Raw genomic sequence first — 14,662 nt, forward strand, 5'->3', positions numbered from 1 at the left:
GGGGCGGGTCCTCCCGGCCGCCGACGCGCGGGCCGCGCGGGGGGTGCGATCCTCTCGGCATGGAGGAACGAGGACAGGGCGACTCGATCGACGCGGTGCTGCGCCAGCTGCTGGGGCAGGGGCTGCGCACCGGGCGCATCGACCCGCAGGCGGAGCGGCTGGCCGCGCAGGGCATCGACAGGCTCAAGGCCTTCCTGGGCTCGACGCCGGCCGGGGGCACCCGCACCGGCGGGCAGCAGGGGACGGCCGAGGACGTCGTGGACGCGGTGGCCGAGGACGCCGTCGTCGAGGACGCCGCGGGCGCGGACGTGCTCGACGAGGTGACCGCGGGCCGGCCGCTGCTGCGGCACACGATCCCGCTCGCCGACGGCACGCGCGTGGAGGTCTCGGTGCCCGAGCGGCTCACCGCGGCCGACGTCGAGCGCATCGCGCGCGTGCTGGCGGCCCTGGTGGTCGAGGAGTGAGCGCACCCGCGCGCGAGGTGGAGGTGACCGGCGTCGTCCGGCTCGGGCAGTTCCTCAAGCTGTCCGGCGCCGTCGACTCCGGAGCCGACGCCCGGGAGGTGCTGACGGCCGGGGAGGTCACCGTCAACGGCGAGGCCGAGGAGCGCCGCGGGCGGCAGCTGGCCGACGGCGACGTCGTGCAGCGCGGCCCGCAGGCCTGGCGGGTGCGCGTCACCGGCTGAGGCCGGGACGCGCCCCGGCGCGCCGGTCGCGGCGGCCCGCCCGGCGGGCGGCTTCACCCGGACGGCCCAGGTGCCGATGGAGGACGGTGCCGCGCCGCGGTGCGCCTTCGACGACCTCCCCGGGAGAACAGCGGTGTCCCAGCGGCTGCGCGACCTCAGTGTCAGCAAGAAGATCACCTCCAGCTTCCTCCTGCTGTGCGTGCTCTGCGCGACGATCGCGGGGGTGGGCCTGGTGCAGCTCGCGCAGGCCCAGGAGCGCCTGCGCACCGTCAGCGCCGAGAGCGTGACGGGCCAGCAGACCCTCGGCCAGGTGCGCACCCAGTTCCAGCGCGCCACCAAGGACCTCTTCGCCCTGGCCCTGGTGCCCTCCGCGGACGCGCAGACCACCTTCGAGGAGACCCTCGCCGACGTGCAGGGCACCTGGCAGGACTTCCGCGACTCCGGCCCCGAGGTGCCCGCCGAGCAGCTGGACGCCGTCGACGCGGCGCTCGCGGACTACGCGGCCGGCACGCAGGTGCTGGTGCAGCTGGCCCTGGCCGGGGACCAGCGGGAGTTCATGGCCACTCGCGAGGACGAGTCGATCGCGGTCTCCGCCGGCGGCATCGGGCACTCGGTCGTCAACGACTCCCTGCAGGCCGTGCAGGACACCGCCACCGCCGTCGCGGCCCAGGACGCCGCCGACGGCGCGGCCGCCTACCGCGCCGCCCGCCTGCTCGTGCTGGCCGTCACCGCCGGGGCCGTGCTCGCGGCCGTGGCGCTGTCGGTCGTCATCTCCCGCTCGATCGCCGGGCCGCTGGGGCGCACCCGCCGGGTGGCGGAGGCGCTGGCCGCCGGCCGCCTCGACGAGCGCGTGGAGGTCACCGGCCGCGACGAGGTCGGCCTGACCGCGCAGGCGCTGAACACCGCCCTGGACCAGGTCTCGGGCACGATCCGCACCATCGGCCACAGCGTGCAGAGCCTGCAGGGCGCCTCCGACAGCCTGGCCGACGTCGCCGAGCGCCTGTCGGCGGGTGCGGGGGAGTCCTCCTCGCAGGCCGACGTCGTGCTGCTGGCCTCCGGCGACATCGCCGTCAACGTCAGCACGGTCGCCGCCGCCGGTGACGAGATGAGCGCAGCGATCCGCGAGATCGCCGCCTCCACCGCCGACGCCTCGGCCGTGGCCACGGCCGCGGTCGCCTCCGCCGAGGACGCGCGCACCACCATCGAGCGCCTGTCGGTCTCCTCCCGCGAGATCGGTGAGGTCGTCAAGCTGATCACCTCCATCGCCGAGCAGACCAACCTGCTCGCCCTGAACGCCACCATCGAAGCCGCCCGCGCCGGGGAGATGGGCAAGGGCTTCGCGGTGGTGGCCGGGGAGGTCAAGGAACTGGCCCAGCAGACCGCGCGGGCCACCGAGGAGATCGTCGGGCGGGTCAACGCCACCCAGACCGATGCGGCGTCGGCGGCCGCGGCGATCACCGAGATCACCGAGGTGATCGCCCGCATCGACGGCTTGCAGGCCACCATCGCGGCGGCGGTGGAGGAGCAGTCGGCGACCACCAGTGAGATGGTGCGCAACGTCACCGAGGTCTCCAACGGGTCCCAGGAGATCACGAACAACATCTCCGGCATCGCCTCGGCGGCCTCGCGCACGACCGCCGACGCCGGTGCGACGCGGGCCGCGGCCGACGAGGTCTCCGGCGCCGCCCAGGAGCTGCGCGCCGCGGTGAGCGCCTTCCGGCTCTGACCCCCCGCGCTGAGCCACCCGGCTCGTGCGACGGCTCGTGCGACGGCCGCGGTCCCCGACGGGGACCGCGGCCGTCGTCGTGCGCCTCGTGCTCGTCGTGGGCATCGTGTGTGACGTGCGCCGCGTACGCTCCGCCGGGCTTGAGTTCCCGCGCCGGCGGGTCGATGATTGGTGCACGAACCATTGGTGCATGAAGGAGTAGTCGTGCCCGAACGCAACACCGACGTCCTGCCCCCCTCGCTGCAGCGGCCCCGCTCGCGCCACAAGCTCGTCGACCTGCTGCTCGACGCCGTCTTCAGCTTCACCGGTCCCGCCCAGGTCGGCGCGCACGAGGGTCCGCCGCGCGGCCCGCGCACCGAGGAGGAGGCGAGCGCCGGGTACGGGCAGTGGGAGCGCATCACCGTCGGCGGCCACAGCTACCTCGTCGAGCGCCGGCCCGACGCCTCCTGATCCCGGCCCGGGTCGCGGCTCAGGTCGCGGCCGGGCGGGCCGATGGGGACGCGTCCGCCGTCCCCGCCCGTCTGGAGCCCACCGTGCCGCTGACCGGAGCGGAGGTCCGCGGCCTCGCCGCGCCCACCGTCGTGGACTGGTTGCGCGAGATCGCCGGCGTCGTCGGTCCCCAGCAGGCGCTGCTGACGTGGTCGCGCGCCGCCGCGGCCACCGGCCTGCACGGCACCGCGCTGACCGCCGAGGAGCTGCAGCGGGTGGGCCAGTGGCTGCTCGGGGACTCCACCGACCCCCGGCTGCGGATCGCCGTGCGCAGCTGCCTGCTGCGCACGCGGGTGCACCGCGCGCTGCAGGGCACGACCCACGAGGAGCGCCAGTGAGCCAGTCCCCGGAGCAGTGGCAGGCCTGGCTGGCCGAGCAGCTCTCCTCCGCCGCGGTGGTCACCGACGACGCCCTCTACGAGCACGAGCGCCTGGAGGCCGTCGCCCGGCTGCGCGCCGACGAGCTCGAGCACGTCGAGCCGCTGGTCGACGACCTGCTGGCCGCCGGCGCGGCGGGTGTGGGTGCTCCGGTGGCGCTGTTCAACGTCGTGCTCACCGGCGCCCAGCTGATCGCCGGCGAGCACGGCCTCACCGGCTGGATGGCCGAGGCCCGCGCCACGCCCGCCGAGTGGGCGCCGTGCGCGCAGGTCGTCCGTTCCGGCGCCCAGTACGTCGTCCCGGACCTGAGCGCCGACGAGGCCACCCGGCACAGCCCGCTGACGGTCGTCGACGGCTTCCGCGCCTACGCCGGCGTGCCGGTGCGCACCAGCGACGGCGCCGTCGTCGGCTCGGTCTGCGTCCTGGACACCGCTCCCCGCACCTTCACGCAGGTCGACCTCGACCGGCTGCGCGCCGTCGCCGCGCAGGCCGTGCAGCGGCTGGAGGCCGCGGCCGACCAGGACTGAGGGCGCGCCGGGTGCGGTGCGGCCCGCGCACGCGCAGCGGCTCCGCCGGCAGGGCCGGCGGAGCCGCTCGCCGCGGGGCGCGGGTCAGATCGGCAGGTCGGCGCTGACCTTCGCGGTGGCCGTGGACAGCAGGGTCTCCCCGGACCAGCCGCCCTCGTTGAGGGTCCACCGCTTCGAGGTGAGCTCCGTGACGTGCAGCCGGGTGAACCCGGGCAGCTGGTCGGCGGCGCAGGTCAGCTTCAGCGCCGGGTCGCCGTAGCGGCCCCTGCGGATCTCGGTCATGTCGATCGGGGCGCTCGTGGCGCTCGTGGCGCCCGCGGGGACGTCGGCCAGGCCGGAGTAGACGTAGGGGCCGCCGGTGTAGTAGACGCTGTTCCCCGCGCTGTACTCGCCGAGGAGCTTCTCGGTGCCCGCCACGACCCGGCCGTCGGCGGTGTGGCAGGCGCCGTAGCCCGAGCCCCGCACGGTGCTGGAGACGCCGGTCCGCTGCGGCAGCGCCGCGAAGGTGGAGTAGCTGCTGGACCCCTTCAGGGTCGTGGTCATCGCCGGGGCCGCGGCGACGGTCAGCGTGGTCTTGGTGCGGTTGTTGCCCTCGCCGGACTCCGCGATGCGCTGGGCGTCGTCGACGTAGGCCAGGACCTCGTGCTTGCCCTGGGTGGCGGCCCAGGTGGCGGACTTCGCGGGCCCGAAGTTCGCGGTGACGGTCGCGGACTGACCCGGCTTGAGGGACGCGGTGCGCGTGTCGGACCAGGTGACGAGCTTGCCGTCGACCTGGAAGCCGACGCCGTGGACGACGCCGGCGGGGCTGGCGGCCTTGCCGACGTTCTTGACGGTGGCGCTGAAGGTGACCGGCGTTCCCGCGCTGACGCCCCCCGGCGTCCAGGTGAGGGCGGTGACGGTGAGGTCCGGCCTGGCGGGTGCGGCGTGGGCGGGGCCGGCGCCGATGGCGGACAGCGTCGCGGCCGTGGTGGCGGCGACGGCTGCGGCGGCGATCGTCTTGCCGATGCTCCTGCCGGCGCTCCTGCCGGTGTTCCCCCCGGTGTTCCGGCCGGCGCTGGTGCCGGTGGTGCTGGTGGCGTTCCTGGTGCTGCTGCGCATGGTTCCCCCCATGAGTGCGCCCGGCACGGGCTGTGCCCGGCGGCGCAACTGTAGGGCCGTGTGGGTGGTGCCGGCAGGCATTTCCGGGTGCCGGACGGTGCTGCCCCTCGCTTGGGGGGCAACGCATCCGGCTGATCCGGAGTTCAACGAAACCCCTGCCGCGGGGACCGGCCGGGTTCCGGTGCGCACCCGTCCGCCGCGCTCGGCGCGGCACCTCCGACGTCTACCCTCACGTAAGGGTAGGGTTGCGGAGCACGTGCCCGCCGATGCGCTGGACGACGAGACGAGGACGAGTGAGCACCACGCCCGAGCGCCCGACGCTGGCCACCGCCTTCGACCCGCGCAGCAACTGCCTCGACGTGCTGCGCCTGCTGCTGGCGGGCACCGTCGCCGTGGTCCACGCCACCCACCTCGGCTTCGGCCACCAGCCCCGGGTGGGCTCCACCGACCTGGGCAGCCTGGCCGTGGACGGCTTCTTCGTCCTCTCCGGCTTCCTCGTGGCCTCCAGCTGGCTGCGGCTGGGCAGCCTGCGCCGCTTCGCCTGGCACCGGGCGCTGCGCATCCTGCCCGCCTTCTGGGTCTGCCTGCTGGGCACCGCCCTCGTCGTCGCACCCCTGCTGGCCGTGCTCACCGGCCGCAGCGCCACCTCGGTCCTCACCGGCCCCGAGTCCGCGCTGAGCTACCTCGGCGCCAACGCGACCCTGCTGGTGCGCCAGTTCGGCATCTCCGGCCTGCCCGGCACCGGCGGCTCACCGGACGTGGTCAACGGCGCCCTGTGGACGCTGTTCTTCGAAGCCGTCTGCTACGGGATCGTCGCCGTCCTCGGCGTGCTGGGCGTCCTGCGCCGCCGGCGCTGGGTCGTCCTGGTCCTGCTGGCCGCCCTGTGGGCGCTGACCGTCGCCGCCGCCGCGGGCTCCAACCCGCTGGGCTCGGTGATCATGCTGCGCTTCGCCTTCGTCTTCCTGCTCGGCGCGGCCGCGCACCTGTTCGCCGACCGCATCCCGATCAGCGGCCCGCTGGCCCTGCTCAGCCTCGCCCTGGTGGTCGCCGGGCTGCACCTGCTGCCCGACTACCGGGCGCTGGCCGGGCCGGCCTTCGCCTACGCCTTCGTCTACGCGGTGGTGCGCCTGCCGCTGCGCCGGCGACCGCGCCGGGACCTCTCCTACGGCCTCTACGTCTGGCACTGGCCGATCGCCCAGCTCCTGGTCGCCGCCGGGGCCACCGCCCTGACGACCGTGCCGTTCGTCCTGGCCTGCCTGGCCCTCGCGCTGCTGGTCGCCGCCCTGTCCTGGCACCTCGTCGAGCAGCCGGCGCTCGGCCTCAAGGGCGCGGCGTGGGTCACCCGGTGGCCGCCGGGGCGGCCCCGGCGGGCGACGGTCGACCTGGGGGAGGGGGCGGGCGGTCGTCGGCGTGCGCACCGGTGAGCGGCGCCCCCGGCAGGATTCGAACCTGCGACCATCGGATTAGAAGTCCGGTGCTCTATCCACTGAGCTACGGAGGCCGGTGCGTGCACCCTACCCACGACTGGCGGCGGCGCCCGCGGACTCGACTAGCCTGGGGGCGTGGCTGAATTCATCTACGTCATGTCGAAGGCGCGCAAGGCCCACGGGGACAAGGTCATCCTCGACGACGTCTCGATCTCCTTCTACCCGGGGGCGAAGATCGGCATCGTCGGCCCCAACGGCGCCGGCAAGTCCAGCGTCCTCAAGATCATGGCGGGTCTGGACCAGCCCTCCAACGGCGAGGCCCGCCTCTCGCCCGGCTACAGCGTCGGCATCCTCATGCAGGAGCCGAAGCTCGACGAGTCCAAGACGGTCCTGGAGAACGTCCAGGACGGCCTCGGCGAGCTCAAGGTCAAGATGGACCGCTACAACGAGATCACCGCCTCCTTCGAGGACCCGGAGGCCGACTACGAGGCCCTCATGGCCGAGATGGGGCAGCTGCAGGAGGAGCTCGACCACGCCAACGCGTGGGACATGGACTCCCAGCTGGAGCAGGCGATGGACGCGCTGCGCTGCCCGCCGGGCGACGCCGACGTCTCCGTCCTCTCCGGCGGCGAGAAGCGCCGCGTGGCGCTGTGCAAGCTGCTGCTGGAGGCGCCGGACCTGCTGCTGCTCGACGAGCCCACCAACCACCTCGACGCCGAGAGCGTGACGTGGCTGGAGCAGCACCTGGCCAAGTACGCCGGCGCCGTGCTGGCCGTCACCCACGACCGCTACTTCCTCGACAACGTCGCCCAGTGGATCCTGGAGCTGGACCGCGGCCGCGCCTACCCCTACGAGGGCAACTACTCCACCTACCTGGAGAAGAAGTCCGCCCGCCTGGACGTGCAGGGCAAGAAGGACGCCAAGCTGCAGAAGCGGCTGAAGGACGAGCTGGAGTGGGTCCGCTCCAACGCCAAGGGCCGCCAGACGAAGTCCAAGGCCCGCCTGGCCCGCTACGAGGAGATGGCCGCCGAGGCCGAGCGCACCCGCAAGCTCGACTTCGAGGAGATCCAGATCCCGGCCGGTCCCCGGCTGGGCTCGGTGGTCATCGAGGCCAAGGGCCTCAAGAAGGGCTTCGGCGACCGCACCCTCATCGACGGGCTGTCCTTCTCGCTGCCGCGCAACGGCATCGTCGGCGTCATCGGCCCCAACGGCGTCGGCAAGACGACGCTGTTCAAGACGATCGTCGGCCTGGAGCCCCTCGACGGCGGCGAGCTGAAGATCGGCGACACCGTCAAGCTCTCCTACGTCGACCAGTCCCGCGGCGGCCTGGACCCCAAGAAGACGCTGTGGGAGGTCGTCTCCGACGGCCTGGACTTCATCCAGGTCGGCAACCAGGAGATGCCCTCGCGCGCCTACGTCTCGGCGTTCGGCTTCAAGGGCCCGGACCAGCAGAAGCCGGCCGGCGTCCTGTCCGGCGGCGAGCGCAACCGGCTCAACCTGGCGCTGACGCTCAAGGAGGGCGGCAACGTCCTGCTGCTCGACGAGCCCACCAACGACCTCGACGTGGAGACCCTCGGCAGCCTGGAGAACGCGCTGCTGAACTTCCCCGGCTGCGCCGTGGTCGTCAGCCACGACCGCTGGTTCCTGGACCGGGTGGCCACCCACATCCTCGCCTACGAGGGCACCGAGGAGGACCCGGCCCGCTGGTACTGGTTCGAGGGCAACTTCGGCGGCTACGAGGCCAACAAGATCGAGCGCCTCGGCCCGGACGCCGCCCGCCCGCACCGGGTGACGTACCGCAAGCTCACCCGCGACTGACGGGAGCGCTCGCCGCGCCGTCGCCGCTCACCGGCGCCGGCGCGGCGGGCACCACCCGGTCGCGCCCGCCCTCCTTGGCGGCGTAGAGGGCGGTGTCGGCCCGCTCGAACAGCTCCGCGGGGCCCTCCAGCCCGCTCCAGCACGCCACCCCGGCGGAGAACGTCTGCCCCGCCGGCGTGCGGGCGCGCAGGCCGTCCACGAGCGCGAGCGCCGCCCGCAGGTCGTGGCCGAGCAGCAGCAGGACGAACTCCTCCCCGCCCCAGCGGCCCAGCACGGCCGCCCGGCCCGGGCCGACCCCGGCGTGCGCGGCGTCCAGCCGCCCGGACCAGGCGCCGGCCGCCGCGACGAGCAGGCTGTCGCCGGCCTGGTGGCCGAAGGTGTCGTTGAAGGCCTTGAAGCGGTCCAGGTCGATCACCGCCACGCACAGCGGCAACCCCTCCGCGCGGGCGCGGGTCTGCATCCGCTCCAGCTCCGCGTCGCTCGTGCGGCGGTTGGGCAGGCCCGTCAGGGCGTCGGTGCGCGCCATGTCCGCCAGCCGGCTCGCCTGCTGCTCCAGGTGGCGCAGCAGGCCCGACATGCGCATCACCACGAGCAGGAAGAGGACCACCGAGGACAGCGCGACGGCCCAGGCCTCCAGCCGCAGCCCGAAGGCCAGCTGCAGCATCAGGGTGCCGGGGGCGACGAGGCTGGCCAGCGTGAGGGCCGCCAGCCGGCGCCGGGTGAAGCGGGTGTCGCCCTCGCCGGCGCCGTCGCTGTCGGTGAACTGCCGCATCGAGGGGTGCAGCGCCGCCGCCCCGAAGGAGACGTAGCCCAGCAGCCACAGCACCGTCGTGAGCCCGGGGGTGTACCCGGTCGTCATGATCGCGTACTGGTAGGTGCAGTCGGCGACCAGCAGCAGCGCGTTGGCGACCAGCAGCCACCGGAACGCCGCCGTGCGCGCACCACGGGTGGTCAGCAGCCGCACCAGCATGGCCAGCAGCAGCACGTCGCCCACCGGGTAGGCCGTCGCCAGGACGCGGGCCGCCGTGGACGTGCCCGCCGACTCCAGCCCCGGGCGCATGAGCAGCACCCAGGCCAGCAGCGCGAAGCCGACCGTGAAGATCAGCGAGTCGATGACGCCCTCGCGGTCGCCCTGCCCCCGCCGGGCGCGCACGAAGCACCAGAACCCGGCCGCGATGAGCGCGTAGCTCGTCAGGTACAGCGCGTCGGCGGGGGAGGGGAACGGCGAGATGCCCAGCACCCAGGTGTAGACCGTCCACAGCACGTCCGCGCACGCCCACACGGCGATGCCCGCCGTCGTCAGCCACCAGCCGGCCGCCGCGCGCGGGCGGTGCCGGCGGATGCCGACCGCCATGAGCGCCACGCAGCCGATGCTGATCGCCGAGTACAGCACGTCGCGGCCGAGCCCCACCGGCAGCAGCACGCAGACCACGGACAGCACCCCGCCCACGGCGAGGTGCAGGCGGAGCAGCGTGTCAGCGCGCGAGGAGGCCACGCTGACGCATCGGCCCGCCCCGGCGCGCGGCTGAGGGCGCCCCACCCGTTCGGCGGTTCAGCCGGCGGGCAGGTACCGCCTCGTCGCCGTGCCGTTGAGCTCGAAGTCGCCGATGGCCCGGCGCCGGTGCAGCGCCGGGTTGTGGGTGGCGATCGTGCGCGCGTTGCGCCAGTGCCGGTCCAGCCCGCGCTCGGCGTCGACGGCCGAGGCCCCACCCACCTCGAACAGCCGCGCGGTGGCGTCCACGACGAGCGGGAGCACGACCTGCTGCGCCCGGTACACCTCCAGCTGCGCCTCGCGCAGGCCCTGCGCCGCGCCGGGCGCGCCCGCCAGGTGCGCGCCGAGGGCCGCGTCCAGCGTCCGGGCGGCGGTGAGCACGATCGCCCGCGCGGCCGAGGCCGCCGACGACAGGGCGCCCACCTCCGCCTGCACGAGGTGGTGCTCGCGCGGCAGCGCCTCCCCGGCGTAGCCGAAGATCCGCCGCCGCCCGCGCACGAAGTCCACCGTGTCGTCGAGGGCGGCGTGGCCGATGCCGGCGACGACGGCGAGCAGCACGAGCTGGAAGAAGCCGAGCATGTAGGTCTGCGCGTCGTCGTCGGGGTCGATGGTCCGCACGTGCTCGCGCTCGACGGGGACGTCGGTGAACGTCGTCGTGCCGCTGCCGGTCAGCCGCTGCCCGAAGCCCTTCCAGTCGTCGACCACCCGCACCCCGGGCGCGCGCGTCGGGACGAGGACCTGGACGCCGACGTCCCCGAAGGAGGCCGAGGTGTCGATCCAGTCGGCGTAGATCGAGCCCGTCGTGTAGAACTTGCGCCCGTCCAGGCGCAGGCCGTCCGGCGTCTCGCGCAGCACCGTCGACAGGTCCGAGGTCGCCGAGGCCTCCGAGACGGCGTTGCCGACGAGGTCGCCGGCCAGCACCCGCCGCCACCACTCCTCGCGCACCGCGGCGTCCGGCTCGAAGTACTGCTTCTCCACGAACGCCAGGTGCCCGCGGAAGACGTGCGCGACGTTGCAGTCCGCGCGCGCCAGCCGCACCAGCCGCTCGAAGAGCGTCTCCAGGGGCACGCCCTCGCCGCCGACCCCGGCGGGCACGTGCGCGGTGCCGAAGCCGGCGGCCGCCAGGGCGCGCACCAGCTCGGTGGGCAGCTCGCGGGTGCGCTCGCGCTCGGCGGCACCGGCCCGCGCCCGCTGCAGCAGCTCCTCGAAGACGGCCTCGGACAGCCCGGCCCGCGTCTCGCTCGTCACGACGCACACCGTGCCACACCGTGCGGCGACGGCCCGCGCGCTCCGCCCGCGGTCGCCGGCGGTGGCTCAGGGCACGCGCAGCATGCCCTCCTGGGCGACGCCGGCCACCAGGCGCCGCTGCCGGTCGTACATCCGGGCCGTCGACAGCCCGCGGGCGCCGGAGGCGCTGGGGCTCTCGAGGACGTAGAGGACCCACTCGTCGGCGCGGGCCGGGCGGTGCCACCACATCGCGTGGTCCAGGCTCGCCACGCTCGCCCCCGGGGTGGACCACGCCAGCCCGTGGCGGCGCAGCACGGGTTCGAGCACGGTGAGGTCGCTGGCGTAGGCCAGGGCCGCGCGGTGCACGAGGTCGTCGCCGGGCAGCGGGGCGTCCACGCGGAACCACACCGCCTGCCGCGCGGTGCGCCGCGGGTCGGGCCGCAGGTAGACCGCCGGTTCGACGTGCCGCAGCTCCACGTGCCGGCCTCGGCCCAGCTGGTGGGCCATCGGGTGCTCGACGGCGTCGAGCAGCGCGTAGTCGCTGGGCAGCTCCTCGGGCTCGGGGACCTCGGGAGCGGGCTCCGCGTGGTCCAGGCCGTCGGCGGGCAGCTGGAAGGAGGCGATGCCGGACAGGATCGGCACCCCGCCCTGGGTGGCCTGCACCCGCCGCGCCGAGAAGGAGCGGCCGTCGCGCAGCCGCTCGACGGCGAAGGCCACCGGGACCCCGGGGTCGCCCGGGCGCAGGAAGTAGGCGTGCAGCGAGTGCAGCTGCCGCTCCGGCGCGACGGTGCGCCCGGCGGCCACGGCCACCTGGCCGAGGACCTGGCCGCCGAACAGCCGCGGCCGCCAGTGCGGCAGGTTCGGGCCCGTGAAGACGTCCACCGCGTCCGCGGCGGGCGTGACGTCGAGGACCTCGAGCAGGGGGCTGGTCTCGCTCACCCGGGCACGCTACCGGGGCCGCGCAGCGGTGGCCGGGGTAGCGTCGCGCCGTGATCGCCGCCCGCGCCGTGCGCTTCTCGCCCGAGGACCCGCTGTCCGCGCTGGAGGTCGCCGACCGCCCGGCCGCCGAGCCGCCGCCGGGCTGGGTGCGGGTGCGGGTGCGCGCGGCCGCCCTCAACCGGCACGACCTGTGGAGCCTGCGCGGGGTCGGCCTGGGCGCCGAGCGGCTGCCGATGGTGCTCGGCTGCGACGCCGCCGGGGTCACCGACGACGGCACCGAGGTCGTCGTCCACGCCGTCGTCTCCGACGAGGACTTCCGCGGCGACGAGACCCTCGACCCCCGGCGCACCCTGCTCTCGGAGCTGCACCCCGGCACCCTCGCCGAGCACGTGCACGTCCCGCGGCGCAACGTGCTGCCCGTGCCCGCCGGCTGGGGCCCCGAGCGGGCCGCCGCGCTGGGCACCGCCTGGCTGACGGCGTACCGGATGCTCTTCACCCAGGCCCGCGCCACCCCGGGTCAGACGGTGCTCGTGCAGGGCGCCGCGGGCGGGGTCTCCAACGCCCTCGTCGCGCTCGGCGCGGCGGCCGGGCTGCGGGTGTGGGTGAGCGGCCGCGACGAGGAGCGGCTGGCGAGGGCCGCCGCGTGGGGCGCGGCCGCGACCTTCCCGGCGGGCCGGCGGCTGCCCGAGCGCGTCGACGCCGTGCTGGAGACCGTCGGGAAGGCGACCTGGCAGCACTCGGTGCGCTCGCTCAAGCCCGGCGGCACCCTCGTCGTCTCCGGGGCCACCACGGGCGGGGACCCCTCCGCGATGCTGGAGAACGTCTTCTTCCGCCAGCTGCGGGTGCTCGGCTCCACGATGGGCACCCGCGAGGAGTTCGAGCGGCTGCTGCGCTTCTGCGAGCTGGCCGACCTCGCGCCCGAGGTCGACTCCGTGCACGCCCTCGCCGACGCCCGCGACGCCTTCGCGCGCCTGGAGTCCGGGCAGGCCGTCGGCAAGGTGCTCGTGCGCCCCTGAGGCGCCCCGCGGGTGCTCCCCGAGGCGTCGCTCAGGCGGGCAGCGCGAACCAGGCGGCGGTGTCGGTGGGCAGCGCCCCGCCGGGCAGCTCGCCGCTGGCGACGAGCGCGCGGGCCCCCGCCGGCGCGGCGACCGGCTGCGCGCCGAGGTTGGCCACGACGAGGACGTCGCCGTTGCGGAAGGCCAGCACGTCCGGGCCCGCCCCGGGCAGGTCGACCCACCGCAGGGCGCCCAGGCCGAGGCCGTGCTCGCGGCGCACCGCGAGCAGGCGGCGGTACAGCTCCAGCGTCGAGCCCTCGGCGCCGCTCTGCGCCGCCACCGACAGCTCCCGCCACGACGGCGGCTGCGGCAGCCAGGAGGCCGAGCCCGGCCCGAAGCCGTAGGAGGGCTCCTCACCGGACCAGGGGATCGGCACCCGGCAGCCGTCGCGGCCGCGGTCGGCGCCGCCGGTGCGGGCGAAGGAGGGGTCCTGGCGCACCTGCGCCGGCAGCGTCGTCACCTCCGGCAGGCCGAGCTCCTCGCCCTGGTAGAGGTAGGCGCCGCCGGGCAGGCCCAGCATGAGCGTCGTGGCGGCGCGGGCGCGGCGCAGGCCCAGCGCGGCGTCGGGCTGCGGGTCGTCCGGGCCGACGCCGCTGGCCGGCTCGCTGCCGGCGGGGTAGCCGAGCCGGCTGGCGTGCCGCACGACGTCGTGGTTGGAGAGCACCCAGGTCGAGGGGGCGCCGACGAGGTCGTGCGCGGCCAGGGTCGCGTCGACGACGCGGCGCAGGTCGCCCGCCCGCCACGGCGCGCGCAGGTAGTCGAAGTTGAACGCCTGGTGCATCTCGTCGCTGCGCAGGTAGCGCACCAGCCGCTCCGGCGGGCTGACCCACGCCTCCGCGACGAGGATCCGCTCGCCCGGGTGCTCCTCCAGCACGCGCCGCCAGCCGCGGTAGACCTCGTGCACGCCCTCCTGGTCCCACATCGGCGGCCGCCGCGCGGAGCCGTCCGCGCCGTCCGGGCCGTCCGGGCCGTCCGCGCCGTCCGCCCCGTCGAGCAGCGCCTGCTCGTGGTCCCACTCCGGCAGCCCCTCGGCCTTGACCAGGCCGTGGGCGACGTCGATGCGGAACCCGTCGACACCGCGCCGCAGCCAGAAGCGCAGCACGTCCCGGAACTCCGCGTCGACCTCGGGGTTGGTCCAGTCCAGGTCCGGCTGGCTGGAGTCGAACAGGTGCAGGTACCAGGAGCCGTCCGCCACGCGCGTCCACGCCGGCCCGCCGAAGACGGAGCGCCAGGAGTTCGGCGGCTGCTCGCCGTGCTCGCCGCGGCCCTCGCGGAAGACGTAGCGGGAGCGCTCCGGCGAGCCGGGGCCCGCGGCCAGCGCCGCCCGGAACCAGGCGTGCTCGGTGGAGGTGTGGTTGGGCACGATGTCCACGACGACGCGCAGGCCCAGGGCGTGCGCGCGCTCCGCGAGCGCGTCGAAGTCGGCGAGGGTGCCGAAGACCGGTTCCACGTCGCGGTAGTCGGCCACGTCGTAGCCGGCGTCCTTCTGCGGCGAGGGGTACACCGGCGACAGCCACAGCGCGTCGACGCCGAGGTCGGCCAGGTGCTGCAGCCGGCTCGTGATGCCCGGCAGGTCGCCCATGCCGTCGCCGTCGGCGTCGGCGAAGGAGCGCGGGTAGACCTGGTAGATGACGGCGTCGCGCCACCAGGGCGCGCTCCGGCCGGGCGGGGTCGCTGCGCTGCTCGTCTGGCTCACCCGCCCATCCTGCCGCCGCGGTGCGGGTGGTGCACCGCCGCCACCCTCCCGGCGAGCCCGGTGCCCGGGAGGGTGGCGGCGGTGGATCGGGGGAGGGCGCTCAGGC

General features: G+C 75.3%; 14 protein-coding genes and 1 tRNA gene. 9 read left to right on the plus strand and 6 right to left on the minus strand.

Going from position 1 to position 14,662, the window contains the following annotated elements:
* Positions 1 to 59: 59 nt before the first annotated feature.
* The 6 genes from GTQ99_RS10270 (at position 60) to GTQ99_RS26820 (ending at position 3,804) form a co-directional block, all read left to right on the plus strand.
* Positions 60 to 464, plus strand: coding sequence for a hypothetical protein (locus tag GTQ99_RS10270; RefSeq protein WP_166615639.1), 405 nt, complete (start codon positions 60 to 62; stop codon positions 462 to 464).
* Positions 461 to 685: an RNA-binding S4 domain-containing protein gene (locus tag GTQ99_RS10275; RefSeq protein ID WP_166615640.1), complete on the plus strand. Its 225-nt coding sequence runs from the start codon at positions 461 to 463 to the stop codon at positions 683 to 685. The genes GTQ99_RS10270 and GTQ99_RS10275 overlap by 4 nt, the downstream gene beginning before the upstream one ends.
* A 133-nt stretch (positions 686 to 818) precedes the next feature.
* Entirely contained in the window at positions 819 to 2,411 is a 1,593-nt protein-coding gene (locus GTQ99_RS10280) for a methyl-accepting chemotaxis protein (RefSeq protein ID WP_338074892.1), read from the plus strand.
* A gap of 204 nt (positions 2,412 to 2,615) precedes the next feature.
* Positions 2,616 to 2,861 carry a hypothetical protein gene (locus GTQ99_RS10285; RefSeq protein WP_166615642.1) on the plus strand — a complete coding sequence of 82 codons (246 nt, stop codon included), beginning with the start codon at positions 2,616 to 2,618 and terminating at the stop codon, positions 2,859 to 2,861.
* A gap of 83 nt (positions 2,862 to 2,944) precedes the next feature.
* Positions 2,945 to 3,238: a hypothetical protein gene (locus tag GTQ99_RS10290; protein ID WP_166615643.1), complete on the plus strand. Its 294-nt coding sequence runs from the start codon at positions 2,945 to 2,947 to the stop codon at positions 3,236 to 3,238.
* Positions 3,235 to 3,804, plus strand: a complete 570-nt coding sequence (locus tag GTQ99_RS26820; RefSeq protein WP_166615644.1) for a GAF domain-containing protein — start codon at positions 3,235 to 3,237, stop codon at positions 3,802 to 3,804. Before GTQ99_RS10290 ends, GTQ99_RS26820 begins: the two co-directional genes overlap by 4 nt.
* 84 nt (positions 3,805 to 3,888) lie before the next feature.
* On the opposite strand, the gene GTQ99_RS10300 is transcribed toward GTQ99_RS26820, so the two are convergent.
* Positions 3,889 to 4,902: a CARDB domain-containing protein gene (locus tag GTQ99_RS10300; RefSeq protein ID WP_166615645.1), complete on the minus strand. Its 1,014-nt coding sequence runs from the start codon at positions 4,900 to 4,902 to the stop codon at positions 3,889 to 3,891.
* A 293-nt stretch (positions 4,903 to 5,195) separates the two neighbouring features.
* Between GTQ99_RS10300 and GTQ99_RS10305 the strand changes: the two genes are divergently transcribed.
* Positions 5,196 to 6,326, plus strand: coding sequence for an acyltransferase family protein (locus tag GTQ99_RS10305; RefSeq protein WP_166615646.1), 1,131 nt, complete (start codon positions 5,196 to 5,198; stop codon positions 6,324 to 6,326).
* 4 nt (positions 6,327 to 6,330) lie between these two features.
* Here the strand turns inward: GTQ99_RS10305 and GTQ99_RS10310 are convergent.
* Positions 6,331 to 6,403: transfer RNA gene (locus tag GTQ99_RS10310), tRNA-Arg, on the minus strand.
* A gap of 61 nt (positions 6,404 to 6,464) precedes the next feature.
* Between GTQ99_RS10310 and ettA the strand changes: the two genes are divergently transcribed.
* A complete protein-coding gene (gene ettA, locus GTQ99_RS10315; RefSeq protein ID WP_166615647.1) occupies positions 6,465 to 8,147 on the plus strand; it encodes an energy-dependent translational throttle protein EttA in 1,683 nt (560 codons plus the stop codon).
* On the opposite strand, the gene GTQ99_RS26825 is transcribed toward ettA, so the two are convergent.
* From GTQ99_RS26825 to GTQ99_RS10330, 3 genes are all read right to left on the minus strand, one after another.
* Positions 8,134 to 9,642 carry a diguanylate cyclase gene (locus tag GTQ99_RS26825; protein ID WP_166615648.1) on the minus strand — a complete coding sequence of 503 codons (1,509 nt, stop codon included), beginning with the start codon at positions 9,640 to 9,642 and terminating at the stop codon, positions 8,134 to 8,136. The two genes, ettA and GTQ99_RS26825, sit on opposite strands and share 14 nt — an antisense overlap.
* Positions 9,643 to 9,699: 57 nt before the next feature.
* Positions 9,700 to 10,887, minus strand: a complete 1,188-nt coding sequence (locus GTQ99_RS26830; RefSeq protein ID WP_166615649.1) for an acyl-CoA dehydrogenase family protein — start codon at positions 10,885 to 10,887, stop codon at positions 9,700 to 9,702.
* A 66-nt stretch (positions 10,888 to 10,953) separates the two neighbouring features.
* Positions 10,954 to 11,805, minus strand: a complete 852-nt coding sequence (locus GTQ99_RS10330) for an acyl-CoA thioesterase domain-containing protein (protein WP_166615650.1) — start codon at positions 11,803 to 11,805, stop codon at positions 10,954 to 10,956.
* Positions 11,806 to 11,855: 50 nt separating this feature from the next.
* Here GTQ99_RS10330 and GTQ99_RS10335 point away from each other — a divergent pair, with 50 nt between their 5' ends.
* Positions 11,856 to 12,821, plus strand: coding sequence for a zinc-binding dehydrogenase (locus tag GTQ99_RS10335; RefSeq protein WP_166615651.1), 966 nt, complete (start codon positions 11,856 to 11,858; stop codon positions 12,819 to 12,821).
* Positions 12,822 to 12,852: 31 nt separating this feature from the next.
* On the opposite strand, the gene GTQ99_RS10340 is transcribed toward GTQ99_RS10335, so the two are convergent.
* Positions 12,853 to 14,556: an alpha-amylase family glycosyl hydrolase gene (locus GTQ99_RS10340; protein WP_166615652.1), complete on the minus strand. Its 1,704-nt coding sequence runs from the start codon at positions 14,554 to 14,556 to the stop codon at positions 12,853 to 12,855.
* Positions 14,557 to 14,662 lie beyond the last annotated feature (106 nt).

This window comes from Kineococcus vitellinus (genome assembly GCF_009906315.1).
Classification (GTDB): domain Bacteria; phylum Actinomycetota; class Actinomycetes; order Actinomycetales; family Kineococcaceae; genus Kineococcus; species Kineococcus vitellinus.

Bases quoted from the DNA above. Each gene is read 5' to 3' on its own strand.
- GTQ99_RS10270 (WP_166615639.1), top strand. From the start codon at position 60: ATGGAGGAACGAGGACAGGGCGACTCGATCGACGCGGTGCTGCGCCAG.
- GTQ99_RS10300 (WP_166615645.1), bottom strand. From the start codon at position 4,902: ATGCGCAGCAGCACCAGGAACGCCACCAGCACCACCGGCACCAGCGCC.